The sequence below is a fragment of the Achromobacter kerstersii genome, from assembly GCF_902859595.1.
Lineage (GTDB): Bacteria > Pseudomonadota > Gammaproteobacteria > Burkholderiales > Burkholderiaceae_B > Achromobacter > Achromobacter kerstersii.
In genome coordinates this window covers 118032-144883 of the sequence record NZ_CADIJQ010000008.1, presented here as the reverse complement: position 1 = coordinate 144883, position 26852 = coordinate 118032, and the positions used below count along the sequence as shown (strand labels likewise).

Here is a 26852-nt window from a genome sequence, read left to right as displayed (position 1 = left end):
AGGTCGGATGCAAAACGCAGCGAAAGGTTCCCGCGTATCCGCTATCCTTTAGGGGATGGCGGCCCGCAGAAGCCGCGCTGCCTACGGAACCATAGTGACATGAGTATAACGATAGAACACATCCGCGCTGCGCTGCGCGCCGCGCAAGACCCGAACACGGGATTGGACCTGGGCGTTTCTGTAAAAGATCGTGACATTCAGCTGGCGGGCGCTCGCGTGGCCCTGACGCTGGAACTCGGTTATCCCGCGGACAGCGTCCGCGAGCAGATTCAAGGCATTGCCGCCGCCGCGCTGGCCCAAGCTGGCGTGGCCGATGCGCAAGTCACCGTTACCTGGAAAGTGGCCTCGCACGCCGTGCAGAAGGGGCTGAAGCCGCTGCCCAACGTGCGCAACATTATTGCGGTGGCATCCGGCAAGGGCGGCGTGGGCAAGAGCACCACCGCCGTCAACCTGGCGCTGGCCCTGGCGGCCGAAGGCGCCAAGGTCGGGGTGCTGGACGCCGATATCTATGGCCCCAGCGTGCCGACGATGCTGGGCATTTCCGGCCGTCCGGAAAGCCTGGACAACAAAAGCATGGAGCCGCTGACGGGCCATGGCCTGCAGGCGAATTCCATCGGCTTCCTGATTGATGCCGACTCTCCCGCAATCTGGCGTGGCCCGATGGTCACGCAGGCGCTGGAACAATTGCTGCGCCAGACCAATTGGCGCGATCTGGATTACCTGATCGTCGACATGCCGCCTGGCACGGGCGACGTGGCGCTGACGCTGGCGCAGAAAGTGCCGGTGGTGGGTGCGGTCATCGTCACCACGCCGCAAGACGTGGCGTTGCTGGACGCCCGCAAGGGCTTGCGCATGTTCCAGAAGGTGGAAGTGCCGATCCTGGGCGTGGTCGAAAACATGGCCATCCATATCTGCTCGCAGTGCGGGCACGCCGAACACATCTTTGGCGAGGGCGGCGGCCAGCGCATGGCCGAGCAATATCAGACGCCGTGGCTGGGCAGCCTGCCTCTGACGCTGGCGATTCGCGAGCAGACGGACGCCGGCACGCCGACGGTGGTGTCGGATGCGGGCAGCGAAGCCGCCGCGCTTTACCGCGGCATTGCAAGAAAGCTGGCAGCGGGCGTCGCGGCGCTACCGCGCGATATGGCCGGGAAATTCCCGTCCATCGTCGTGCAGCAGCCGACCTGACGCATGCGGTGGGCAGCCCGCGCCTTTTTGGCAGGACTTTGCGTAGTGTCGGGCGAGGCGTTGGCCAAGCGCCCGGAAATCATCGTGGACCCCGGTGGCGTGCCGCCGGCCGCGTTGCAGGCGATCACCGAGGCGGTGAATGCCATTGCGCGCCTTGCCGAAGACCAAGACGGCGGTGAAATCAGCCGGCTGCGCCGGCGCGCGCGCGATGCGACGCTGGCTGCGCTGGCCACGCAGGGCTATTTTGCGCCCAAGGTAACGCTGGAAGCCGGCACCGATATCGGCGGGGAAACCTGGGATATCGGCATTGTGGCCGGCAAGCGCACGACCGTCTCGTCCGTTGACCTGACTTTCACGGGACGCATCACGCGGCCCGAATACGCGCAGCGCGTACAGAAACTGCGCGACGATTGGCAGCTCAAGGCGGGCCAGCCGTTCATCAATAGTGATTGGAACAAGGCCAAGGCGAACCTGCTGGACGAGGTGTCCACGCGGGATTTCATGCTGGCGCGCATGACGTCCTCGCAAGCCGAGGTGATGGCCGACACGGCGACAGCCGCCTTGCGCGTCACCATCGACAGCGGCCCGCAGGTCCGTATGGGCGAGCTGAATACGGAAGGCTTGAAGCGCGTGCCCGACAAACTGGTGCAGCGCTATGTGCGCTACTCGGTGGGCGCGGCCTACGATCAGAACCGGCTCGACACCTGGCAGCAGGATCTGCAATCCACGGCCTTTTTCCGTGGCGCCTTTGTGTCGCTGGAGCAACCCGGCGCCACGCCTCAGAAGCCCGCTGAGCCGAACTCCGACCGCGCCCGCGCGCCGGGTTCGAAAGACCTTGCAGCGGCTACACCGGCCGGCGACCCGTCGGTATCCGGCGCGGTGCCGCCGCCGCCCGCCGCCTATGATTCCGATGGCGAAGTGACCTTGCCCGTGCAGGTGCGAGTGGTCGAAGCGCCGCCCAAGCGCTTTACGGCGTCGCTGGGCGTGGACGACGAAGCGGGCGTGCGCGTGGAATCGCTATACCGCCAGAACGTCGTGTTCGGCCAGCCCGTCACCATGGAAACCGGCTTCAGCGTCGACCGGCTGCGCCAGCGCGCCTATGCCGACTTCCTGCTGCCGCCCACCGAGCGCGGCTACAAGGATTCCTTCGGCGTCTTGGCCGACCATTCCGATATCCAAGGGTTGGAAGTCACGCGTTACGCCTTGGGGGCGACGCGCCTGCAAGAGCGCAAGGGCGCGGGCGACAGCCGGGTCGAATACGAAACCCGCTGGGGCCTGCTGCTGGCGCAGGATCACGTGAAGATTGATGGCGGCGACGAATACACGTTGCCCACGTTGACGGCAACGGCCGAATGGCTGCGCCGCGATGTGGATAACAAGTACGACCCGCGCGAAGGCAACCTGATTGCGGTGGGCGGCGGCGTAGGCGTGACGCTGGACACCGGCGAACCCTACACCCGCGCCCGGGTGCGTGCGCAGAAGTGGTGGCCGATTGGCAAGCTCGATGTCCTGACCGTGCGCGGCGAAGTCGGCCGCGTGTGGTCAAACAGCAAGGTGCAGGTGCCTGACGATTTCGGCTTCCGCACCGGGGGCGCGCGGTCGATTCGCGGCTACAAGTATCAAAGCATCGGCGTGCAACGCGACAACGCGGTGGTGGGCGCGCCCACGCTTGTCGTCGGCAGTATTGAGTACGACCACTATTTCAATGAGCGCTGGGGCATGGGCGTCTTCGTGGACGCGGGCGATGCCGCCGAATCGTTCGGCGATATGTCGATGGCCGTGGGCTACGGCATGGGCGCGCGCGTGCGCACGCCGGCCGGCCCGCTGTTCCTGGACCTGGCCTATGGCCAGCGCGAACGTGACCTGCGGCTGCACTTTTCGTTGGGGATCGCGTTTTGACCGTGTTGCGCAAAATCCTGCGCCAGATACTGGTGTGGTGGTTGCCCGGTTTGGCGATGCTGGCGCTGCTGGCCAGCGGATTCGTCTTCTGGCTGGTGGGCTCGCAGAACGGCACGCGGCTGCTGTTGACCACCGCCGCCCAGCAACTGAACGGGCAGGCGCTGGACGTGAAGGGGTCGTTGCTGCGCGGCGTGACCGTCGGCAAGCTGAACCTGGATGTCAGCGGCACGTATATCGACATCACCGACCTGCATCTGGACGTGCATTGGCGCGCCTTGGGCGACCGCCTGTTGCACGTGCGCGACGTGTCGGCAGGGTCGGTTCATGTGGCGTTGACCTCATCGCCCGAAACCGCTCCCGCCCAGGATGATGGCGAGCCGTTCTCGCTGCCGTCGCTGCCGGTGGACATCGCAGTTGACCGCATCGCGCTGGGAGACTTCCAGCTGGATCAGGACGGGCAGCCTTTGCCCGTCACCCTGGGCGCCCTGAGCGCCACGTTCGCGGCGGGCAAGCAGGGCGCGCAATTGCGCATCGCCAACCTGCGCGTGGGACACGAAGTAGGGCAGGCGGACGTGTCGGGCCAGGCCGAGCTGCAAGGGCTGGCCGACCCCTGGCCGTTTGCGGCGCGCCTGGATGTGACGGCGCGCGGGTCGGGTCCGGATTCCCCGCTGTGCCAGGCCGACAAGCTCAGCGGCGTGTTCGATGCGCGCCCGACGGCGGGCAAGAGCGCTGACGCCAAGGCTGATCCCAAGGCCAAGGCCGATCCCAAAGTCGACCCCAAAGCCAAGTCTGAGCCCAAGGCCAAAGCCGATCCCAGGGCCGACGCCAAGGGCAAAAGCGATCCCAAGAACAAAGCCGACCCCAAGGCCGACGCCAAATCCGACCCGAAGGCCGACCCCAAGGCCGACCCCAAGGCCAAGCCGTCTTCTCAAGCCAAGCCCGCCTCGCCGTCCGAGCTGGCGGGTCCCCCCGCGCCTGCTTGCCAGGTTGTGTTGCGTGCCGACGCGGCGGGGTCGATGGATGGCATTCAGGCCAAGCTGGATGGCGCGGGCTCCGGCCTGCTGCTCGACGTGGTGGCGGATCTGGCGCCCCGCACGGCGCTGGTCCTGCGCAGCGCCAGGGCGAACGCGCAACTGCCCGACAAGTCGACCCTGACCGCGCAATTCGATCTGCAATCCGACGCCGCGCAAGGCGCTGGACGTGATCGCATCGCCGGCACCATCAGCGCCCAGCGTCTGGATCTGGCGCCCTGGCTCGGGGATGCCATCCCGCCCGCGGTCCTGACCGTGCGTGGTGATGTGCAGGCCGATATCGAAAACCTGAGCCAGCTGCGGCACGCCGCTATCGACCTGCGTTTCGAGGAAGGCACTCGCTGGAACAAGCAACCGCTGACGGGCGGACTTAAAGCCCAGGTGGATATCGCCGCGGCTGTGGCGGCCGCAACCGGGACTGCGGCCCCAACTAGCACCGCAACCGCCACAGCAACCGGCACAGCATCCGGCACAGCAACCGGCACCTCACCCAGCCCCGCCACCGCCACCGCCACCGCACCCACCACCGACGCCGCACCCACCACCGACGCCGCCATCGACCCGCTCGCCGGATTGCGCATTCATGGTCTGGATGTGGACCTGAAGCTAGGCCGCAACCGGGTTCAGGTGCAGGGCGAAATTGACGCCCGCGATGGCGCGTTGAGCGTGGACGCCCAGGCGCCGCAGTTGGATGCCTTCTGGCCCGGTATTCCCGGCGGCGCCGAATTGAAGGGCAAATTCACCGGTACCGTGGCCGCGCATCGGGGCGAACTGGCCGCCGGTTACACCCCTGCCAACCCGCGCGCTGGCGTGCTGGGGCAAGCGCCCGCCAAGGCCAATATCGCGTTCACCGGCGCGTGGGGCAAAGGCCCGGCGGGCCAGCCCGACGCCGCCTTGCTGGGCTGGCGCGGCACCTTTTCCAAGCTGACGGCAGATACCGCCGGGTTCGCCGTGTCGGTTGACCGGCCGGTGACGTTGGCCTTTCTGCCATCGGCCGTCGCACCCCAATGGCAATGGCAGGTCGGCCAGACCACATTGAGCCTGACGCTGCCCGGCAAGGAACGCCTGACGCTCGCGCATCAGGGGTCGCGTGGCGGCGGCAAGCGCTGGGAAACCGCAGGGCAGGCCGACAACCTCGTCATCACCGCGGCCATGGCGCGGCAAGTGATCGGCGCCGTAGACCCCGAGGCCGCCGCCAAGTTGGGCAAGGGCCCGAGCCGCGTGAACGCCGTCATCCCTGACGGCCAGCGCCGGATCGCGCTGGATCTGCTGTGGGACCTGAAGTTCGACGGCCGGCTGGGCGGCAAGGCCCGCATCTCGCGCCGGGAAGGCGATCTGCGGATTCCTGGCGACCCGCCGATTCCGCTGGGCTTAAAGGCGCTGGTGCTGGACGTGACCGCCACGCCCACGTCCGCCAACGCCAGCCGTCTGGACGCCAAGCTCAACGTGGCGACCGACAAGATGGGCACCATCAACGGCACGGGCACCGCCGTGCTGCGGGTGGACGCCAACGGCGCCATGGCGCTGGACGAACGCCAGCCGCTGCGCGCGAATCTGGATGCCGACATCGCCGACCTGGCCTGGGTCAGCCTGTTCGTAGGCGATTCGATGGAAGTGGGCGGCGCCGTCAAGGCCAACCTGCAAGCCCAAGGCACGCTGGCCGGCAAATGGTCGGCCACCGGCACCATCCGCGGCGACAAGCTGCGCGTGGTGCGCATTGACGACGGCGTGCGCCTGATTGACGGCACCTTGTCCGCGCGTCTGGATGGCGACCGCCTGGTGCTGGACAGCCTGCGCTTTCCGGCGTCGTTGCGGGTGATGCCGGCCGAATGGCGCACCAAGGAATGGATCACCACCAACCCCGAGGCCAAGGGCGGGTACGCCGAAGCCAAGGGCCAGTGGAACTTCATCGATGGCGGCGGCGATATCAAGCTGACGCTGTACCGCTTCCCGGCGTTGCAGCGCTCGGACCGCTACGCCATGGTGTCCGGCACGATCGACCTGAAGGCCGCCATGCCGCGCATCGAAATCGTGGGGGACCTGAAGGCCGACGCAGGCTGGTTCAGCCTGGAAATCCTGCAAGGCGTGCCGTCGCTGGACGACGACGTGAAGGTCGTGCATGCCGGCCAGGACCCCACCGCCGTCTCCACGCCCCTGCAAACCAGCATGAACCTGAAGTTCGACATGGGGCCGCGCTTCTACATCACCGGCATGGGCCTGGATGCGGGTTTGCTTGGCTCCATCCAGATCCTGCTGAACGATGGCCGCTTGACGGGCGTGGGCCAGTTGCGGACCCGTGGTGGCGGCATCGAGGCCTATGGCCAGAAGCTGCGCCTAAGCCGCGGCACGCTGACTTTCCAGGGCCGGCTGGACAATCCGATTCTGGATATCGAGGCCCTGCGCACCGGTGAGCAGGTTGAAGCCGGCGTCAAGGTGGTTGGCACGGCGCAGCGCCCGCGCATTGATCTGGTGTCCTATCCGGATGTCAGCGACGTGGAAAAGCTGTCGTGGCTGCTGCTGGGACGGGGGCCGGATGAAAGCGGCAGCGATGCCGCCCTGCTGGTGTCCGTGGGCACCGCGCTGCTGGGCGGCGGCCAGCCGTTCTACAAGCAGTTCGGGCTGGACGACGTCAGCGTGCGCACGGGCGCCTTGGGCAGTTCGGGCAGCATCCTGCCTGACCGCACCGTGGCGGGCGACGTAAACCGGGACAGTGACAGCCAGCTGGCGACGCAATTCCTGGTGGCCAGCAAGTCGTTCGCCAACGGCATCACGCTAAGCGTCGAGCAGGCGCTGGCGGGCAGCGACACCGTGGGCCGCGCCAGTTACCGGCTGGCGCGCGGGCTGTCGATCGACCTGAAGGGCGGTTCGGTCAACGGGATTGCGCTGGTCTACCGGACCTTCTGGGGGAACTGAGTAAAATGGGCCCCATTCCATCCCCTTTAGCACCATTCCCACCATGAGCATCAAAAGCGACCGCTGGATCCGCCGCCAGTCCGAAGCCGGCATGATCGAACCCTTTGAACCAGGGCAGGTCCGCACGGCCAATGGCGGGCGGATCGTCAGCTACGGCACCAGCAGCTACGGCTACGACGTGCGTTGCGCCGACGAATTCAAGATTTTCACGAACATCAATTCCACCATCGTCGACCCCAAGAATTTCGACGAAGGCTCGTTCGTGGACTTCAAGGGTGATGTTTGCATCATCCCGCCGAACTCGTTTGCGCTGGCCCGCACGGTTGAATACTTCCGCATTCCGCGCAGCGTCCTGACGATCTGCCTGGGCAAAAGCACCTACGCGCGCTGCGGCATCATCGTCAACGTGACACCGCTGGAACCCGAATGGGAAGGCCACGTCACGCTGGAATTCTCGAACACCACGCCGCTGCCCGCCAAGATTTACGCTGGCGAAGGCTGCGCGCAGATGCTGTTCCTGGAAAGCGATGAAGTGTGCGAGACGTCTTACGCCGATCGTGGCGGCAAGTATCAGGGCCAGCGCGGCGTCACGCTGCCGCGTACCTGATTCCTTAGCGTTGTGGCGCGGGGGCGGGGCGCAGGTAGTCGATGTCCCATTCGCTTTCGCCGGTCTGGATGAATCCGTGCCGGCGGTAGAAGCGGTTCGAATCGCTGTCCCGCAACGCGCCGACGGACACCGGCAGCCCCTGGCTGTCGGCGTCTTGCAGAATCCTTTGCATGACCTGGCTGCCCAGGCCTGCGCTCTGCGCTGCGGGCGTGATGTAAAGATGGTCCAGCCGCAAGCCCTCGCCGTCTGGCCGCAGGGCATAAAACCCCACCCGTTGTCCGCCGCGTTCGATCCACCAGGTGTGTTCGGGCCGGAAGGTGCTGCGTAGCCGCGAGCGGGCGCGTTCAGGATCAAAGCGGCCCAGCCGTTGCAGGCTGTCGCGCATGGCCTCGATGCGCAAGTCCGCCAGCGCATCGAAATCGGCATCGGATACCGCTTGGAACTGCACGCCGTTATCCGCCAGCTCGTCATAGCCCCGGCCCAGGAATTGCAGGATGCAGATGCCGTGGCCGTAGGGGTCGCTCAGGTGCGCGATGCGGCCCCAGGCGTGTGTGGACGCCGGGTCTTCCAAGCGGGCGCCAGCCGCCACGGCCTGGCTGACCGCAAGGTCCACGTCTTCCACCACCACGTCCAGATGCACGGGCGTCCAGTGGCGCGCGTAGTCGCGCGTCTGGCCCGTTGCGCTGGCGGCTGGCGTGCCTGCGGCTTTTTCCAGCAGGTAGATGGGAGCGCTTGCCCCAAGCATTTCCGCAGCCTTCGGACCCAGCCGCCGATGCAGCGTCAAGCCGAATGCGCGGGCGTAAAAGTCGACGGCGTGTTCAAGATCGGGCACATCGATATTGATCAGGAGCTGCATGGGGTCTTTCCTTCGGAATCATTCCTTTGGGCGGGACAAAAACATATCACGGGCGCCACGCCAGGGGGTGTGCGGCTTGCGGCCAAAGAAGTGGGCTAAACAAAGCGGCTAAACAAAGCGGCTAAACAAGGCGGATAAACAAGGCGGCTAAAGAAACCGCTACGCGCAACCGTAAAAAGAATATATGTGTTTGCCGATTTGGCGACGTCATCTCTGCAAGCTGAGCAAGGCCCCGACCCGTGCGTTACCCCCATATCCCCTGGCTGCCCCTGTTGTTTTATCCCGCGCTGCCAGTGGCCGCCGCGGTCGGCCTCATGCTGTGGCGTGAATGGCCGCCCGCGTTGACGCTGATCGTGCCGTTCGTGCCGTGGGTGATGGCGCTGATCGGCGCGGCGATCTGCCTGATGTACCAACGCTCGCAGACGATGGCGCTGATGCTATGCGTGCTGGCCGCCACCGCCATCTGGCCAACGCTCGCACGGGAAGCGCCGTGGGCCTTGGGGCCCGCGCTGGCGTGGTGGTCGTTGGCGTACACAATCAATGCGCTCTGGTCCGAGCGGTCCAGCATGTGGCTCGACATGGTGCTGCGCATCGCGCTGATGGCAGTGGGCGTGGCGGCGATTGCGCTTATTGGCAAGGATGGCCTGACCGATGTGTTTGGCACCATGGCGTTGCAGGGCAAGCTTGCGCGTCTGGGCGTGCCCGTCGAAGCGCTTGCGGCGCTGCTGGTGACGGGCCTCACATTGACCTTGTTGCTGTTGCGCTATGGGCGCCCGCAGCAGGCGGGCCAATGGCTGGGCTTTGTCTGCATGGCCTGGGCCTTGCCGCGTGGGGCGGAACATCCCATTGAACTGGCGTTGATGTCGGCCGCGGCGCTGACGGCGCTGTGCATCTCGCTGGCGCACGAAGGTTTCCACATGGCGTTCCGCGATGAGCTTACCGGCCTGCCGGGCCGGCGCGCGCTGAACGAACGCCTGCAACGCATGGGCCGCGTCTACACGTTGGCGATGGCCGACGTGGATCACTTCAAAGCGTTCAACGACACGCACGGACACGACGTGGGCGATCAGGTGCTGCGCATGGTGGCGTCGCAACTGCGCCGTGTGCCGGGCGGAGGGCAGGCGTACCGATATGGCGGCGAAGAGTTCACGCTGGTGTTCCCGGGCAAGACCGCCGCCGAAAGCATGCCGCATCTGGAAACGGTGCGGCGCGCCATCGAGGCCTATCAGATGCGCTTGCGCGACAAACCCGCGCGGCCCAAGGCGGACCAGGTCGGCCTGCGCCGCCGGGGCGGACGCGGCGGACGCAATTCGCGGCCGTTGCGGGTCACGGTCAGCATTGGCGTGGCCGAACGCGGTGACGCCTTGCGCGCGCCGGACGCGGTAATCAAGGCGGCCGACCAGGCGCTTTACAAAGCCAAGGACGGCGGCCGCAACCAGGTGTGCGCGTATGGCGCGCGCCGCAGCCGGGCGGCAACGGCGTGAGTCTTCGCAGCCGGGCGGCAGCGGCCTGAGTCTTCGCAGCCGGTCTTCAGCGGCCTGAGTTTCCCCAGCCGCCATCAACGCGGCGCCGCCTACTTGCCGGCCAGCGCCAGCGCCATCAACGTGACGCCGCCTACTTGCCGGCCAGCGCCAGCGCCATCAGTGTTTCGTCGTAGAGCGCGTCATTCACGCACAGCGCTTCGCGTTCGCGGCCATATTCGACAAAGCCCAGGCTGGCGTACAGCGCCGCTGCCGCGGTGTTGTTGGCGGTGACGCTTAGCTGCACCTGGCGGATGCCGCGCATGGTTTGGGCATGGGCGATGGCCGCATGCATCAGCAGCCGGCCCAGCCCGCGTCCGCGATGGGTGGGCGCCACATACATGCTCCAGACGTGCGCCTTGTGGCGCATCTTCAGCTTGCGCTGACGGCCCACGCCGACCATGCCAGCCAGGGCGTCATCGACGAACACGCCAAACATCGCGCCATCATCCAGCGGCGTGATCCACCCCCGGATGTCCTCCAGTGTCAGCGTGTGTTCCTCTTCGTAACTTGATCCGAACGATTCGGGTGTTTCCACCAGCGCGTCCAGGCGCAATTGACGCAGGGGCGCGGCATCCGGGGCGGTCAGACGTCTGACAAGCGGTATGGGCATGGTCTGAGAGTGTTGGGAATACGGAACGGTTGGGCGGTTTGGGCAGTATAGGCGGGGGGCGCTTGCCTATAATGGGCCTATTGCCGCTTGCGGTTTTCACAAAGGAGCCAACGATGTTCGGTTTCCTCAAGATAAACCAGGACGCCAATCTCGACGAAGTGCAGGAAGCCTTCGTCGCCAGAGTGGCAGACGCTGCGCAAGACTTTGTCGATGCCGCCGGGACAACCGGCGCCGTGCTGGACTACTCCCTGTCCAGTGTCCATGCGCTGGACGACGCGCTAGAGGCCGCCCACCTTGGGACCTTGCCTCTGACCCCCATGCAAACCGTTGGCGCCGCCGCCTACCTGTACGAGGTCGGACGCCGCGCGCATGGCGGCTTGTACGAGGTGTGCGACGACGAAGACCCGGTTGTGCTGGTATGTGGCGACCCCGGCTCCGAAGTTTGTTTTGGCGCCATCGCCAAGATCGAGCGGCGCATCCGGGACGGGGCCACCGAGTCCATCCCCGCCTACTTCGAGCAGTTCACCACCGCCTTGCAGACTGGCGAAGCCCGCACCATCCGCTAGGTTTGCTCCCCCCGGCGCCGTTGTCTCTGTGCTGAAAGCGCCCGCTTTTGGCGCGATGACAACGGCTGTGCATGCCTTCTGGGGATTTCCCGTAGGACTGTAAGAAAAACAGCCCTACAATTCCGCCATTCCCGCTTCCCGGCGGGTGCTCGCGCCGTCTGTCATCAGGCGGATTTTTACTAGAAGTACATTCGGGCTGCGAACCGCGTCCGATCCCGCCTTGCCCCCAGGAGCGCCTGCATGAAATTCCGCTTCCCCATTTTCATCATCGACGAGGACTACCGTTCGGAGAACGCGTCCGGTTTGGGTATTCGTGCCTTGTCAGCTGCAATCGAGGCCGAGGGCGTCGAGGTGATCGGGGTGACCAGCTATGGCGACCTGAGTTCGTTCGCGCAACAGCAAAGCCGCGCCAGCGCCTTCATCCTGTCGATCGACGATGAAGAGTTCGACGTGGATTCGCCCGAGGACGTGGCCAGCGCAATCAAGAACCTGCGCATGTTCATCGGCGAGCTGCGCTTTCGCAACGCCGATATCCCCATCTATCTGTACGGTGAGACGCGCACGTCGGAACACATTCCGAACGACATCCTGCGCGAACTGCACGGCTTCATCCACATGTTCGAGGACACCCCCGAATTCGTGGCGCGCCACATCATCCGCGAAGCCCGCAGCTACGTGGATTCGCTGCCGCCGCCGTTCTTCCGCGAGCTGGTCAAGTACGCGCAAGACGGTTCGTATTCCTGGCACTGCCCCGGGCACTCGGGCGGCGTGGCGTTCCTGAAGAGCCCGGTGGGCCGCATGTTCCACCAATTCTTCGGCGAGAACATGTTGCGCGCCGACGTCTGCAACGCCGTGGACGAACTGGGCCAGTTGCTGGACCACACCGGCCCCATCGCCGAGTCCGAACTGAACGCCGCGCGCATCTTCCATGCCGACCACTGCTTCTTCGTGACCAACGGCACGTCGACGTCGAACAAGGTGGTGTGGCACGCCAACGTTGCGGCCGGCGACGTCGTGGTGGTGGACCGCAACTGCCACAAGTCGATCCTGCACGCCATTACGATGACGGGCGCGATCCCGGTGTTCCTGCGCCCCACGCGCAACCACCTGGGCATCATCGGCCCGATCCCGCTGGAAGAATTCCACCCGGACAACATCCGCAAGAAGATCGAAGCCAACCCCTTCGCACGCGAAGCGGTGAACAAGAATCCGCGCATCCTGACGCTGACGCAAAGCACGTACGACGGCGTCATCTACAACGTGGAAATGATCAAGGAACAGCTCGGCAGCTACATCGACACGCTGCACTTTGACGAAGCGTGGCTGCCGCACGCGTCGTTCCACGAGTTCTACACGGACATGCACGCGATTGGCCAGGACCGCCCGCGCAGCCAGGACGCGATGGTGTTCGCCACACACTCCACGCACAAACTGCTGGCCGGTATTTCGCAGGCCTCGCAGATCATCGTGCAGGAATCCGAGACCCGCAAACTGGACCGCAACGTCTTCAACGAGGCGTACCTGATGCACACGTCGACCTCGCCGCAGTACGCGATCATCGCGTCGTGCGACGTGGCCGCCGCCATGATGGAGCCGCCCGGAGGCACCGCGCTGGTCGAGGAAAGCATCCGCGAAGCGCTGGACTTCCGCCGCGCCATGCGCAAGGTGGAATCGGAATTCGGCAAGAACGACTGGTGGTTCAAGGTCTGGGGCCCGAACCGTCTGGTGTCCGAAGGCATCGGCAACCGCGACGAGTGGATTCTGGAAGCCAACGACCACTGGCACGGCTTCGGCGAAATGGCCGAAGGCTTCAACATGCTGGACCCGATCAAGGCCACGGTCATCACCCCGGGGCTGGACATGTCGGGCAGCTTCGGCGAAACCGGCATTCCGGCAGCGCTGGTGTCCAAGTACCTGACCGAGCACGGCGTGGTGGTGGAAAAGACCGGCCTGTATTCGTTCTTCATCCTGTTCACCATCGGCATCACCAAGGGCCGCTGGAACACGCTGTTGACCGCCTTGCAGCAGTTCAAGGACGACTACGACCGCAACCAGCCGCTGTGGCGCATCCTGCCGGACTTCTGCCGCGTGCATCGCCGCTACGAGCGCATGGGCCTGCGCGATCTGTGCCAGGAAATCCACGAAGCCTACCGTGCGCGCGACGTCGCCCGCCTGACCACCGAGATGTACCTGAGCGACATGGTGCCGGCGCTGAAGCCGTCGGACGCCTTTGCCCGCATGGCGCACCGCGAAGTCGAACGCGTGGACATCGACAAGCTGGAAGGCCGCGTGACGGGCGTGCTGTTGACGCCGTATCCCCCGGGCATTCCGCTCTTGATTCCGGGCGAACGCTTTAACCGCACCATCGTGCAGTACCTGCAATTCGCGCGCGAATTCAACGAGCGCTTCCCGGGCTTCGAAACCTACATTCACGGCCTGGCCGACGAACCGGGTCCCGATGGCGAGAAGCGCTACTACGTTGATTGCCTGATTGAAGAATAAGGCCCGGCGGGTCTGGAGTTTCGATGTTTGATGTAGCCGTACTCGGCGCCGGCGCCGCTGGCATGATGTGTGCAGCGGTCGCCGGTCAGCGCGGCTTGCGCGTGGTGCTGGTCGACCACGCCGAGCGCCTGGCGGAGAAGATCCGCATTTCCGGTGGTGGCCGCTGCAACTTCACCAACATCGGGGCCGGACCCGCCAACTTCCTGTCCGACAATCCGCATTTCTGCCGCTCGGCCCTGTCGGCCTACACGCCGCAGGACTTTCTGGCGCTGATGAAGCGCCACCATATCGCCTGGCACGAGAAGCATCGCGGCCAGCTGTTCTGCAACGATTCCAGCGAATCCATCATCGACATGCTGCGCGCCGAGTGCGACGCGGGCAATGTGCAATGGCGCATGGGCTGCTCAGTGGCCGAGATCGGCCGCGGCGAGCAGGGCTTTGAACTGCGCACCGGCCAGGGCGTGATCCGCGCGGCCAAGCTGGTGGTGGCTACCGGCGGCATGGCGATTCCGCAGTTGGGCGCCACCGACTTCGGCCTGAAGATTGCGCGCCAGTTCGGCCTGAAGGTGGTCGAACCCCGGCCGGCGCTGGTGCCGCTGACGTTTGACCCCGTGCAATGGCAGCCCATGTCCGAACTATCGGGCGTGGCGCTGGAAGTGGGCCTGCACACGGGGCAGGGCAAGACGCGCGGAGAATTCCTGGAAGACCTGCTGTTCACGCATCGGGGCTTGTCAGGCCCGGCGATCTTGCAGATTTCCAGCTACTGGAAGCCCGGCGAACCCATCGTGATCGACCTGGCGCCCGGCCGCGATCTGGCCGAAGAGCTGCTAGCGTCAAAATCCGGTAACCGCCAGCAGGTGCATACCGTGCTGGCGGGCCTGTGGCCCAAACGGCTGGCTGACCGCTGGCTGCATCTGGCAGAGCAGGGCGGCAAGCCCGGCCTGGCGGCATTACGTCTGGCGGATGCGCCCGACAAAACGCTGCGCGCACTGGCGCAAGACATCCATCAATGGTCGCTCGTGCCCAGCGGCACCGCTGGCTACAAGAAGGCCGAAGTGATGCGCGGCGGTGTGGATACGCGCGGGCTGGACCAGAAATCCATGCAGGCCAAGACCACCCCCGGCCTGTATTTCATCGGCGAAGCGGTCGACGTGACCGGCTGGCTGGGCGGCTACAACTTCCAGTGGGCCTGGGCCTCGGGCGTGGCCTGCGGGAAAGCGGTGTAAGCAGGGGGCGAGGGGCGGGCGGGATGGACCCGGCGCCCGGGCGCATCGCGCATTCCGTTGGCTCGAATTGAAACAATCCCATTGTGATATCAAATAAAAATACATATCATTTATGTTTTCGATATCGACTGGTGCCTCTCCATCGGGAGGGCGAGTCCCACGGAGACATGCATGGCCTATACCCTTCCGACCCTGCCGTACGCTTATGACGCCCTGGAACCTCACATCGACGCGATGACGATGGAGATCCACTACAGCAAGCATCATCAAACCTATGTGACCAGCCTGAACGCCGCGCTGGATGGCGCCGGAATCAGCACTGACGAACCCGTCGAAGCCCTGGTGGCCCGCCTGGACCAATTGCCCGAAGCCATACGCGGCGCGGTCCGCAACCACGGCGGCGGCCATGCCAACCACAGCCTGTTCTGGTCGGTGATGTCGCCCGAAGGCGGCGGCGAGCCCGACGGCGCGCTGGCCGCGGCGATTGAATTGGAACTGGGCGGCCTGGCTGCCTTTCGCGACGCCTTCACCAAGGCGGCGCTGACCCGCTTTGGCAGCGGCTGGGCCTGGCTCTCGGTGACGCCCGCCGGCAAGCTGGTGGTGGAAAGCAGCGCCAACCAGGACAGCCCGCTGATGCACGGCAATACGCCGATTTTGGGCCTGGATGTCTGGGAACACGCCTACTATCTGAAATACCAGAACCGCCGTCCGGAATACATCGGCGCTTTCTACAATGTCGTGAACTGGCCCGAAGTGGCTCGCCGCTACGCGGCCGCGAAGGGCTAAGCCTATCTCTCTGAAGGAGGGTAGCGGCCCTATGAACACTTTCAGCCGTCATCGCGTGCGGCCTGCGGCCATGAGCATCAGCGTGTGGACGCTTGCCGTCATGGTGTCCTGCCTGGCGCTGCATCAGCTCTGGGTGTATCTGGACGAGCATGCGCCGCACGTGGCTGACGCGCTGTTAGGGGGGCTGGTCGCCGCTGGCGCGACCGCGCTGGGCACCTTGCCCATTCTTTTCGCCCGCACCATTCCGCAGAAAGTCCAGGACAGCATGTTCGGCTTCGGGGCGGGCGTGATGCTGGCGGCCAGCGCGTTTTCGCTGGTGGCCCCCGGTATTGCCGCTGCCGAAACGCAAGGCATGGGGCCGTGGGGCGCGGGGCTGACGGTGGGCGCCGCCATCTTGCTGGGCGCGGGCGTGCTGCTGATCATGGACCGTACCCTGCCGCACGAACACTTCATCAAGGGCCGGGAAGGCATCGAGGCGCACCGGCTGCGCCGCACCTGGCTGTTCGTGTTTGCGATCACGTTGCATAACCTGCCCGAAGGCCTGGCGATTGGGGTCGGGTATGCGGGCAGCGACCCCGTGCGCGGCACCGCATTGGCCACGGGTATCGCCATTCAGGACATTCCCGAAGGGCTGGTGGTGGCGGTGGCGCTGCTGGCGGCCGGCTACAAACGCGCGTTCGCCGTGGCGCTGGGCATGTTGTCGGGGCTGGTTGAACCGCTGGGCGCCGTGCTGGGGGCGGCCATCGTGGGGTTTTCGGCGACCATGCTGCCATGGGGCCTGGGCTTTGCCGCGGGGGCCATGTTGTTTGTCATCAGCCATGAAATCATTCCCGAATCCCATCGCAAGGGGCACGAGGTCTACGCCACCTGCGGGCTGATGTTGGGCTTTGTTTTGATGATGCTGCTGGATACCGCGCTGGGGTAGCGCGCTTGATTTTTCGGTTTTCGGCGCAAGGCTTTCGTTGTATGCTTTCGCCGCTGTCATGCATGTTTGCGGGAGAGAGCGGCTGTTTCCACGAATCAGCCGCCGCCGAAGGCGCAATTCGCCCAGAATCGCTCAGGTAACCGATACCGCACATGCTTGCCCCGTCCCGGTTTTTCACCGTGTGGATGCGGCAAAACAGTACTCTGGAGAGACCTGGCGCCGACCCTCGAACAAGGGACATATCGCGCAGCCCAGGCGCCGAAGGTGCAAACCCGCCACGCGGGGCAACTCTCAGGCAAAAGGACAGAGGGGCGGAAGATTCAGCCGTAGCCGTGCGGGCGCAGTCCGCTTGTCACGACCGGCATTCCGTAACCCTGGCAAAGATTGCCGTCCCGGAGTTTCCGCGCATGTCCGCAACCCTCAAACGCACCCCGCTGGCCGAAGAACATATCGCCTCCGGCGCCCGAATGGTCGATTTCGGCGGCTGGGATATGCCCTTGGCCTACGGCTCGCAGCTCGAGGAGCACCACGCGGTGCGCCAGGACGCCGGCATGTTCGATGTGTCGCACATGCTGAACGTTGACGTCACCGGCCCCGACGCCTTCGCCTTCCTGCAACGCCTGGTCGCCAATGACGTGTCCAAGCTGACCGTGCCCGGCAAGGCCTTGTACAGCTGCATGCTGAACCCGCAAGGCGGCGTCATCGACGACCTGATCATCTATTTCTTCGCTGCCGACGAATGGCGCGTGGTGGTCAACGCCGGCACGGCCGACAAAGACATCGCCTGGATGCAGCGTGTGAAGCAGGCCGGCCAGTTCGACGTCACCATCGCCGCGCGCCGCGATCTGGCCATGGTGGCCGTGCAAGGCCCCAACGCGCGCGCCAAGGTCTGGGCCGCGCGCCCGGCGTGGCAAGCCGCCACCGAAGCGCTGACCCCGTTTGTCGCAGCCCGCGTTGACGGCGACACGCTCGTGGCCCGCACCGGCTACACCGGCGAAGACGGCTTTGAAATCGTTTTGCCCGCGACCGAAGTCGTGCAGTTGTGGCGCGACCTGGTTGCGCAAGGCGTGCGACCGGCGGGCCTGGGCGCGCGCGATACGCTGCGCCTGGAAGCCGGCATGAACCTGTACGGCCAAGACATGGACGAGCTGACCCAGCCCGATCAAGCCGGCCTGACCTGGACCGTGTCGCTGAAGAACGCCGAGCGCCGTTTCATCGGCCGCGACGCCCTTGAACAGTTCGCCACCCCAGCCACCTTCATCGGCCTGAAGCTGCAAGAGCGCGGCGTGATGCGCGCCCACATGGCCGTGCGCACGCCGGCCGGCACGGGCGAACTCACCAGCGGCACCATGTCGCCCACCCTGGGCGTGTCGATCGGCTTTGCCCGCCTGCCGCAAGGCGTGCGTCCGGGCGATACCGTCGAGGTCGACATCCGCGGCAAATGGGTGCCCGCCCTGGTCTGCAAGCTGCCTTTCGTCCGTAACGGCAAAGCCGTCGAACACTCGTAAACTCGAAGCTTCGCGCGAGCCGCCTGCCCGGTCCGGGCACGCGCCGCCCGCGCGAGGCGCGCAACACCATTCATCTACCCGCATTCCCTCAGGAGTTCCCATGAGTCTGCCCACCGATCGCAAGTACACCTCGTCCCACGAATGGGTCAAAGCTGAAGGCGACGTGTTCGTCGTCGGCATCACCGACACCGCCCAGGATCAATTGGGCGATCTGGTCTTCGTTGGCGACGTGAAGGTTGGCGCCAAGTTGAACGCGGGCGAAACCGCCGGCGTCGTTGAATCGGTCAAGGCCGCATCCGACATCTACGCACCCGTCGCTGGCGAAATCGTCGCCTTCAACGAAGAGCTGGAAAACAACCCCAACCTGATCAACGAATCGGCCTTCACCGCCTGGATCTTCAAGATCAAGCCGGTCAACGCCGCGGATGCCGACAAGCTGCTGGACGCTGCCGGCTACGAAGCTGTCGCCAACGGCTAAGCCGTTTCGAGGCTGGCCCGCCGCCCGTATGGCGCGCCAGCCTCGCAACCTGCATCACCACCCCGAGATTCCCCCATGTCGCGCGCCCTAGACACCCATACCGACTTCATTCCCCGCCACATCGGCCCTTCTGACGCCGACCAGGCCGCCATGCTCAAGGTCATTGGCAGCTCCAGCCTGGACGCCCTGATCGAAGAAGTCGTGCCCCCGAAGATCCGCAGCCAGGCCCCGCTGGCGCTGCCGCCCTCGCGCAGCGAAACCGACGTGCTGGCCGAGCTGAAGCAGATCGCGGGCCGCAACAAGGTCTTCCGCAATTACATCGGCCAGGGTTACTACGGCACGCAGACGCCCAACGTCGTGCTGCGCAACATTCTTGAGAATCCCGCCTGGTACACGGCCTACACGCCGTATCAGCCGGAAATCTCGCAGGGCCGTCTTGAAGCCCTGCTGAACTACCAGACCATGGTCGCCGACCTGACCGGGCTGGACATCTCCAACGCCTCGCTGCTGGACGAAAGCACCGCCGCCGCCGAAGCCATGACGCTGGCCCGCCGTGGCGCCAAGTCGCAAAGCCCGGTGTTCTTCATCTCGCGCCATGTGCATCCGCAGACCATCGAAGTCGTGCGTACGCGCGCCGAAGGCCTGGACATCGAGATCACCGTCGGCGACGAAGCCGAAGGCCTGCCCGAGTGCTTTGGCGTGCTGCTGCAATACCCGCACAGCACCGGTTCCGTGTCCGACTACCGCAAGCTGGCGGAAGCCGCCCACGCGCAAGGCGCGGTCGTCGCGTGCGCCACCGACCTGCTGGCGCTGGCCCTGTTGGCCGCCCCGGGCGAGTGGGGCGCCGACATCGCCATCGGTTCGGCCCAGCGCTTTGGCGTGCCGTTCGGTTTTGGCGGCCCGCACGCGGGCTTCATGGCCTGCAAGGACGCCTTCAAGCGCAACATGGCCGGCCGTCTGGTCGGCGTGTCGAAAGACGCGCAAGGCAACCCGGCGATGCGTCTGGCGCTGCAAACGCGCGAGCAGCACATCCGCCGCGAGAAGGCCACGTCCAACATCTGCACGGCGCAAGTGCTGCTGGCCGTGATGGCGGGCATGTACGCCGTGTGGCACGGCCCGGCCGGCATCCGCCGCATTGCCGAGCGCGTGCAGCGCAGCACCGCCATCCTGCGCGCCGAACTGGTGAAGCTGGGCGTGAAGGTCGTGAACAACACGTTCTTCGACACGCTGCTGCTGGAAACCGGCCCCGCCACCCCGGCCATCCTGACCGCCGCCGAGTGCGAACACATCAACCTGCGCCGTGTTGACGGCGCGCGCCTGGCCGTGTCGCTGGACGAAACCGTGACCGTCGCCGACCTGCAAGCGCTGGTCAACGTGTTCGCCGCCGGCCTGGAGCGTGATGATGTCGAACTCGACATCGACGCCCTGGACGCCGCCGCCGCCAGCGGCATTCCCGCATCGGTTGCCCGCGAAAGCGCCATCCTGAAGCACCCGGTGTTCTCCAGCGTGCAATCCGAAACCGACATGCTGCGCTACCTGCGCAAGCTGGCCGACAAGGACCTGGCGCTGGACCGCACGATGATCCCGCTGGGTTCGTGCACGATGAAGCTGAACGCCACGGCCGAGATGATCCCGATCACGTGGCCCGAGTTCGCGTTGATCCACCCGTTTGCGCCCGCGTCGCAAAGCCAGGGCTACAACGAGCTGATCGACCGCCTGTCCGCCGCGCTGTGCGAAATCACTGGCTACGACAACATCAGCCTGCAACCCAACTCGGGCGCGCAAGGCGAATACGCCGGCCTGCTGGCAATTCGCGGCTATCACCAAGCCAACGGCCAGCATCAGCGCAACGTCTGCCTGATCCCGTCGTCGGCGCACGGCACCAACCCCGCGTCGGCGCAACTGGCCGGCATGGACGTCGTGGTGGTGGCGTCGGATTCCAACGGCAACGTGGATCTGGCTGACCTGCGCGCCAAGATCGAACAGGTTGGCGACAAGCTGGCCGCGCTGATGATCACGTACCCGTCCACGCACGGCGTGTTCGAAGAAGCCGTCACCGAGATCTGCGATCTGGTTCACCAGGCGGGCGGCCAGGTCTACCTGGACGGCGCCAACATGAACGCGATGGTCGGCGTGGCCCAGCCCGGCAAGTTCGGCTCGGACGTGTCGCACCTGAACCTGCACAAGACCTTCTGCATCCCGCACGGCGGCGGCGGCCCCGGCGTGGGTCCCGTGGCGGTGCGCGCCCACCTGGCGCCGTACCTGCCGGGCGTGGTGAACGAGCAGGGCAAGCTGCCCGGCGACGCGAAGGTTGGCCCGGTCTCGGCCGCGCCGTTCGGTTCGGCCGGCATCCTGCCGATTCCGTACGTGTACATCGCGCTGATGGGCGCCGACGGCCTGCGCCGCGCCACCGAAGTCGCCATCCTGAACGCCAACTACATCGCGACCCGCCTGCGTGACCACTACCCGGTGCTGTACGCGGGCCGTAACGGCCGTGTGGCGCACGAATGCATCCTGGACGTGCGTCCGCTGAAGGAAACCAGCGGCATCAGCGCCGAAGACATCGCCAAGCGCCTGATGGACTACGGTTTCCACGCGCCGACGATGAGCTTCCCGGTGGCGGGCACCTTGATGGTCGAGCCGACGGAATCCGAAGGCGTCGCCGAACTGGACCGCTTCATCGACGCGATGATTTCGATCCGCGAGGAAATCGCCCAGGTCGAACGTGGCGAACGCGATCGCGAAGACAACGTCCTGAAGAACGCGCCGCACACCGCCCAGATGCTGCTGGCCGAAGAATGGCTGCACGACTACCCGCGCCAGCAGGCCGCCTACCCGGTGGCGTCGCTGCGCGAGGCCAAGTACTGGCCGCCGGTGGGCCGTGTGGACAACGCCTACGGCGACCGCAACCTGGTCTGCGCCTGCCTGCCGATCGAAGCCTACGCATAAGCGCACGCGCTTCAGCTTCAGCTTTAGCTTTAGCTTTCAGGCAATAAAAAACCCCCATCAGCAATTGATGGGGGTTTTTCTTTGGGGCCGAGCGATGCGCCAGGTGGTGACCCTGGCGCGGCAGGCTTACTTGGCCGATGCGCCCTTGGCGACGTCGTTGAAGTCTTCAGCGATGCTGATGAACGTGTTCAACAGGATTTGCAGGTTGTCCTTGCCGATCCCGCCTTCTGCGTTCATGTCCATCTGCAGCACGGCCTGGTTCTTGTCGTCCAGGTAGGCGCGCGTCCAGCGGTATTCCTGATTCCAGCTGTTGATGGCCTTCAGCGTCACCGGCTTCTTGGTCTTGTACGTGGCGGTCATCACCAGGTCCAGGCACTTCTCGGTGAAGTCGTTGCACAGGAATTCCAGGCGCAGATCGCTGGCGCCGGTGGTGCCCGCGTCCAGCACCAGCACGGGGCCTTGGTCGCCGTCGGTCTTGTTGACCGTGTAGCCCATGTCGTCCAGCAGGCTGCTGACGGTGTCCAGGTTGAAGTCCTGCATCACGCCGGGCAGGGCAGGCGTGGCGCCGTCGGCCGGCTCGTCCTGGCCCATGCCGGGCATGGATTCGTCTTCGTCGTCGTGGTCCATCGAGCCCATGCCGGCTGCGCCCAGCAGGCCGCTGAACAACTCGTCCGCCGGGATTTCCTTGCCGTTCAGGTTGCCCATGCCGTCCGCGAACGTGAACTTGCCGACGATGTTGTCGCCGTCGTTCTTGCCCACGTTGAACATTTCGGCCATGCCCGACATCTGGCGCACGGTTTCGTCGGCGTCCTTGGCGGCCTGATCGGCGGCAATGCCTTCCTTCTTGATGGCGTACTGCGTGACCAGGTCCTGCACCATCGGCTTGGAAATGATCAGCGTGGCGTCGATGCGCTTGATGGCCTTGACCGCAATTTCCTGCGGCGTCAGGTTCTTGACGTCAGGCGGGTTGGCCAGGTCCAGCGTGAAGTTCAGCTTGCTTTCGCCCTTGGCGGTCTTCCAGCTCAAGGGATCAATGCTGAACGACGGGTTGCCCGCCAGCAGCTTGCCGGCGCTGTCCAGCATCGCTTCAACCTGCTCGTCCTTCAGACCTTCGTCTTCCGTGTGCGCCATGTACTGGCGCATCAGCTGGTTGTACGTGTCGGACAGGGTCTTGACGGCCTGGCCGTCCAGCTTGGCCAGCTTGATCACGGCCTGGCCGTTACCCAGCGGCACGTCGTTTACCGTGATGTCGCCCGTTTGGTAGGCGGCTTGCACGTTGATCGACTTGTCGTCTTCGGACAGCTTCACACCGTAGCCGAAGTTATCCAGCGACACCTTCATGTCATCCGACTTCTTCGTGACGTCGATGCGCTTGATCTTGATGTCGGAATCGCCCATCGACACGCCGAACTTGCCCATGCGGCTGTTGACGTCCATCGTCATGCCGGTGATGGCCATGACGACCGGGTCGTTGCTCTTCGTGCCGTCGATCGCCAGCTTGTCCATCACGCCGTGCGCGGTGACGGCTTCCAGCGAGCGGTCAAACGTGCCCGTGATCACCATGCCGCTGAAGTCGATCGTGTTGTTTTGCACCGTCGTCGACACCGGCGCAATCTTGGAGGTGGACGACGTGGTGCCGCTGTAGCTGACCATCGCGTCGCTGATCAGCGGCGAGATGTCTTTGGTCAGTGCGAACACTTCCTTCAGGTTGTCGGTCTTGGCGATTTCGGCGTGCACGTACGCCAGCTTGGGCGCAACAGCGCCGCGCGACAAGGCGGTCTTGGGGAACGGGCCGTGTTCAATGACGGCGTCGAACTCAATCATCCCGGCCGGCATGGCGTCCAGGCTCTTGTCGTTCTTTACCAGCGACAGGCCGTAGCGAGCCTGGGTCGAGAAGAGGCTGCGCTCGTACTTCAACTGGTCAATGCGCAAACCGAACAACGGCGTCAGCTTCGCCAGTTTTTCGTTCGCTTCGGCCAGATGGCGCTGCGAGCTTTCCTCGATCCGTTTGCCGGTGTACCACGTGGCGCCTATCCAGCTTCCCGCTCCCACAATGACCACGCCGAGGGTGATCGCTACGCTCTTTTTCATCGTTGTGCTTTTTTCGTTGATTATCGAGTCATATCCGGCAGACTGGCGCATTGCGCCGTCGCGTCCTGATCGCCAGGGGCGGCTGCCGGTATACACGTTATTCATCGGGCTGTAAGGGCCCGCGCCGGAGTATACCGAGGCACGCCTGCCGGGAAGCGTGCGCGCAGTTACCGAAGATTTCAAAATGAAAGGCCGGCGTAGGACGCCGGCCTTTTTGTCGACAATCCGGCTTTTCAGCCGAAGATCAGAGCGGGTCCAGCGGGTAGATGGGCCGGCGCACGTGCTTGAAATCCAGCTGGCTGTAGTCGGAGGTGGTGACGCCCACGCCCGTGCATTCGATGACTTCGGTGGCCATCGCCGAGAAGCCCGCGCGCCAATGCACCCGGCTCTTCAACACCACGTAGCGCTTTTGCAGCGGGTCGATGCCGGCCGACAGCAGGCAATTGATATCGAACGGTTCCTGGTGGCGCGACACCACCACGATTTCCACGCGGCCCGTGTCGATGACAACGGTAAGCCCCGTGTCGTTACGCACGCCCCGGTACATCGGGCCGCGGTTGAGATACACGCCGTCAAACACCAGCTTGACGCGGCCGGTCACTTCCAGCGGTTCGCTGGGTTCCTTGATGGCGGGCATGGGCAGCTTGCCGCCCAGCTTCAAGGTAATGGTCTTGCCCACGCCCGCAGCCGCGGCTTGCAATGCGGCTTCCGGGTCGCAGATGGCGTAGAACACCACGTTGTCCAGTTCCTGGCGCAGCACTTCGGCAAGCACCGCAGTGGTGTCCATGGTGCCGCCGGAACCGGTGTTGTCGAAGTGGTCCAGCAACACAACCGGGCCTTGCTCGATCTGCTTGGCGCGCGCGATGGTGGGCGCGAGCGGCTCCGGGTGAAACACCCAATCGGCGCGGCCGGCCCAGGCGCGTTCCAGCAGTTCGTCGCGGTACTTCTGCGCGTCTTCCAGCTTGCCGTCCGTACAGACGACGGCGCTCAAGCCCGCTTCGCGAATGTCCGCATGCGGAAAACCCACGAAGACGGACGCCGCCAGCACGCCATTCGCTTCCAGTTCCTTGCAGCGTTCCTGCAAAGGCTTATTGGGCGCGGCATGCGTGCCTTGGCACATGATGTGCGGCAGCATCGGCTTGTTGGCCCAGCTCATCACGGGCTTGATCTCGCCCTTGAGCGTGCGGACGATAACGTTCGCCGCACGCACGCCCGCTTCGCGGATGTCCACGTGCGGATACGTGTGAAAGCCGCTGATGACGGTGGCGTTGTTGACGATGTCGTCGTAGATGTTGGCGTGCATGTCCAGCGTGACGGCGACAGGCGTTTTCGGATCGATTTCGCGCAGACGGCGCAAGAGGTCGCCTTCTGCATCTTCCACGCCTTCGGCGACCATGGCGCCGTGCAGGTCCAGCAGGATGGCGTCAAAGCCGCCCAGCTTCACCTGGTCCAGCACCAGCTTGCACAGCTGCTCGTGCGTGTCGGCGCTGGTGGGGCCGCTGGGCCAGGACTCGGCCGCCACGGGCACGACCATTTCTGCGCCCTCGCGGCGGGCCACTTCGATATAGCCGCCCAGTCCGCTGTCGGTGTTCTCGTAGGCCTTGATGGCGCGTTCGCCAGCCAGGATGTCGGGGCTGCCGCGGAAGAAGCGTTCAAGCGGGGTCGGCACGGGCGAATAGGTATTCGTCTCGTGCTTGATCATTGCCAATAGCCAACGCATGGGAATTCCTGTGGGTTGCTGTGGAAAGTCAGTTCTTGGGCGGCTGCGGCCACGGTTGCTGCGCGGGACGCATCTCTTCCCAGGCGCGCGCCACGCGCAGGACGCCCAGGTCGTCGAAGCGGGCGCCAGCGATTTGCAGGCCGATGGGCAGGCCGGCTTTCGTGTAGCCGCAGTTGACGGACGCCGCAGGCTGCTCGCTCATGTTGAACGGCAGCGTGAAGCCGATATGGTGCATGGTGGTGGCGACTTCATTGGTGGGCGACGGCCATTCGGCGTTGTACGCCACCACGGGGGCCACGGGCGACAGCACGTAATCGAAGGGCGCGCAGGCGGCAACCGTCTTGGCTCGCACGTTCAGCGTTTCGTAGTAGCTGCGGAACACGGCCTCGCCGCTTTGACCTCCACCGCTTTCCGCCCAGGTGCGGATGAACGGCAGGATCTTGGCGCGGCGCGCTTCGGGCAGCGCGGCCAGGTCGATGGCCGAGCGCGTGCGCCAGAAGCGGTCGACGCCTTCGAGCATGTCAGGGGTCATCCACGGCAGCATCGGCGTCACGATGGCGCCGGCGGCTTCGAAGGCGCGGGCGGCCGCCTGCACGGCGTCACGCACTTCCGGGTCCAGTGGCAGGCCGCAGCCCGCGTCCATCAACAGGCCGATGCGCAAACCGCGCAGGTCCTGGTTCAGGTTCAGCCAATCGAAGTCCTGGAAGGGCAGGCTCATGTGGTCGCGCGCGTCGGGCTGCGACAGCACGCCCATCATCAATGCGGCGTCGGTGATGGTGCGGGTCATGGGGCCGGCGCAGCGGCCCATGAAGGGCGGGTCGATGGGGATGCGGCCCAGGCTGGGCTTGAGCGTGGCGATGCCGCACCAGGCGGCCGGCAGGCGGACCGAGCCGCCGATGTCGGTGCCGATGTGCAGCGGGCCGTAACCTGCGGCGGCCGCGGCGCCTGCGCCCGCGCTGGAGCCGCCCGGGTTCTTCGTCAGGTCCCAGGGGTTGCGCGTCAGCGCATGAAAGCTGGACAGGCCGGATGACAGCATGCCGAAGTCGGGCATGGTGGTCTTGCCCAGCAATACCGCGCCCGCTTCGCGCATGCGGGCAGCCGGCGGCGCATCGGCGGCGGCCGGCGTCAGGTCGGTGGCGGCCGTGCCCAGCGGCACGGGCGTGCCACGGGTAGCGATGTTTTCCTTGATGGTGGCGGGCACGCCATCCAGCGAATAGCCGCCGGCCGACTGTGGCTCGCCCTTCATCCAGCGCGCTTCCGATGCGCGCGCCATTGCCAGCGCGCCTTCAGGGTCCAGCGCGTACGTGGCCTTCAGGTGCGGTTCCCAGCGCTCGATGTGTTCCAGCACGGAGCGCGTGGCTTCAACGGGCGAGAGGGTCTTGTCGCGATACGCTTGCAGCAGTTCCTGGGCAGACAATTCATGCGGTTGTGGCATCTCGGTTCCAGTGTTGCGAATGAGGGCAGATCGGGGAAA

At 65.3% G+C, this 26852-nt stretch carries 18 protein-coding genes and 2 riboswitches; of the genes, 13 read left to right on the top strand and 5 right to left on the bottom strand.

Annotated elements, in window-relative coordinates:
- The first annotated feature begins 99 nt into the window (after nucleotides 1-99).
- From apbC to dcd, 4 genes are read left to right on the top strand one after another with little or no spacing between them, the layout of a single operon-like run.
- A complete protein-coding gene (gene apbC, locus HV765_RS21945) occupies nucleotides 100-1188 on the top strand; it encodes an iron-sulfur cluster carrier protein ApbC (protein ID WP_054423205.1) in 1089 nt (362 codons plus the stop codon).
- A gap of 3 nt (nucleotides 1189-1191) precedes the next feature.
- Nucleotides 1192-3087 (top strand): autotransporter assembly complex protein TamA, encoded by a 1896-nt coding sequence (locus HV765_RS21940; RefSeq protein ID WP_175170938.1) that lies wholly within the window; start codon nucleotides 1192-1194, stop codon nucleotides 3085-3087.
- On the top strand, nucleotides 3084-7031 hold the full coding sequence (locus HV765_RS21935; RefSeq protein WP_175170937.1) for a translocation/assembly module TamB domain-containing protein: 3948 nt from the start codon (nucleotides 3084-3086) through the stop codon (nucleotides 7029-7031). Before HV765_RS21940 ends, HV765_RS21935 begins: the two co-directional genes overlap by 4 nt.
- A 43-nt stretch (nucleotides 7032-7074) precedes the next feature.
- On the top strand, nucleotides 7075-7638 hold the full coding sequence (gene dcd / locus HV765_RS21930) for a dCTP deaminase (RefSeq protein ID WP_054423202.1): 564 nt from the start codon (nucleotides 7075-7077) through the stop codon (nucleotides 7636-7638).
- Nucleotides 7639-7642: 4 nt separating this feature from the next.
- Here the strand turns inward: dcd and HV765_RS21925 are convergent, their stop codons facing one another.
- Complete coding sequence (locus HV765_RS21925) at nucleotides 7643-8494, bottom strand: GNAT family N-acetyltransferase (protein ID WP_175170936.1); 852 nt, start codon at nucleotides 8492-8494, stop codon at nucleotides 7643-7645.
- A 239-nt stretch (nucleotides 8495-8733) separates the two neighbouring features.
- On the opposite strand from HV765_RS21925, the gene HV765_RS21920 reads away from it, so the two are divergent.
- Nucleotides 8734-9978 carry a GGDEF domain-containing protein gene (locus HV765_RS21920; RefSeq protein ID WP_175170935.1) on the top strand — a complete coding sequence of 415 codons (1245 nt, stop codon included), beginning with the start codon at nucleotides 8734-8736 and terminating at the stop codon, nucleotides 9976-9978.
- 130 nt (nucleotides 9979-10108) lie between these two features.
- On the opposite strand, the gene HV765_RS21915 is transcribed toward HV765_RS21920, so the two are convergent.
- A complete protein-coding gene (locus tag HV765_RS21915; RefSeq protein ID WP_054423199.1) occupies nucleotides 10109-10627 on the bottom strand; it encodes a GNAT family N-acetyltransferase in 519 nt (172 codons plus the stop codon).
- Nucleotides 10628-10740: 113 nt separating this feature from the next.
- Between HV765_RS21915 and HV765_RS21910 the strand changes: the two genes are divergently transcribed.
- The 8 genes from HV765_RS21910 (at nucleotide 10741) to gcvP (ending at nucleotide 21567) form a co-directional block, all read left to right on the top strand.
- Nucleotides 10741-11193, top strand: a complete 453-nt coding sequence (locus HV765_RS21910) for a hypothetical protein (protein WP_054423198.1) — start codon at nucleotides 10741-10743, stop codon at nucleotides 11191-11193.
- A 240-nt stretch (nucleotides 11194-11433) separates the two neighbouring features.
- The gene (locus HV765_RS21905; RefSeq protein WP_054423197.1) at nucleotides 11434-13695 is read left to right on the top strand and encodes an arginine/lysine/ornithine decarboxylase; all 2262 of its coding nucleotides are present in this window, start codon (nucleotides 11434-11436) and stop codon (nucleotides 13693-13695) included.
- Between the two features lie 23 nt (nucleotides 13696-13718).
- A complete protein-coding gene (locus tag HV765_RS21900; RefSeq protein ID WP_175170934.1) occupies nucleotides 13719-14921 on the top strand; it encodes a BaiN/RdsA family NAD(P)/FAD-dependent oxidoreductase in 1203 nt (400 codons plus the stop codon).
- Nucleotides 14922-15092: 171 nt separating this feature from the next.
- Entirely contained in the window at nucleotides 15093-15707 is a 615-nt protein-coding gene (locus HV765_RS21895; protein WP_175170933.1) for a superoxide dismutase, read from the top strand.
- A gap of 31 nt (nucleotides 15708-15738) precedes the next feature.
- A complete protein-coding gene (locus HV765_RS21890; protein ID WP_054423194.1) occupies nucleotides 15739-16632 on the top strand; it encodes a ZIP family metal transporter in 894 nt (297 codons plus the stop codon).
- Nucleotides 16633-16691: 59 nt separating this feature from the next.
- A riboswitch (glycine riboswitch) is annotated at nucleotides 16692-16791 on the top strand.
- A 34-nt stretch (nucleotides 16792-16825) separates the two neighbouring features.
- A riboswitch (glycine riboswitch) is annotated at nucleotides 16826-16949 on the top strand.
- A 90-nt stretch (nucleotides 16950-17039) separates the two neighbouring features.
- Complete coding sequence (gene gcvT / locus HV765_RS21885) at nucleotides 17040-18140, top strand: glycine cleavage system aminomethyltransferase GcvT (protein ID WP_175170932.1); 1101 nt, start codon at nucleotides 17040-17042, stop codon at nucleotides 18138-18140.
- A gap of 100 nt (nucleotides 18141-18240) precedes the next feature.
- Nucleotides 18241-18618, top strand: coding sequence for a glycine cleavage system protein GcvH (gene gcvH, locus HV765_RS21880; protein WP_054423192.1), 378 nt, complete (start codon nucleotides 18241-18243; stop codon nucleotides 18616-18618).
- Between the two features lie 75 nt (nucleotides 18619-18693).
- The gene (gcvP, locus tag HV765_RS21875) at nucleotides 18694-21567 is read left to right on the top strand and encodes an aminomethyl-transferring glycine dehydrogenase (protein WP_175170931.1); all 2874 of its coding nucleotides are present in this window, start codon (nucleotides 18694-18696) and stop codon (nucleotides 21565-21567) included.
- Nucleotides 21568-21693: 126 nt separating this feature from the next.
- On the opposite strand, the gene HV765_RS21870 is transcribed toward gcvP, so the two are convergent.
- The 3 genes from HV765_RS21870 to HV765_RS21860 form a co-directional block, all read right to left on the bottom strand.
- Nucleotides 21694-23658, bottom strand: coding sequence for a DUF945 family protein (locus tag HV765_RS21870; RefSeq protein WP_054423190.1), 1965 nt, complete (start codon nucleotides 23656-23658; stop codon nucleotides 21694-21696).
- A 244-nt stretch (nucleotides 23659-23902) separates the two neighbouring features.
- On the bottom strand, nucleotides 23903-25378 hold the full coding sequence (locus HV765_RS21865) for a M81 family metallopeptidase (RefSeq protein WP_175170930.1): 1476 nt from the start codon (nucleotides 25376-25378) through the stop codon (nucleotides 23903-23905).
- Nucleotides 25379-25406: 28 nt separating this feature from the next.
- A complete protein-coding gene (locus tag HV765_RS21860; protein WP_175170929.1) occupies nucleotides 25407-26813 on the bottom strand; it encodes an amidase in 1407 nt (468 codons plus the stop codon).
- Between the last annotated feature and the right edge of the window lie 39 nt (nucleotides 26814-26852).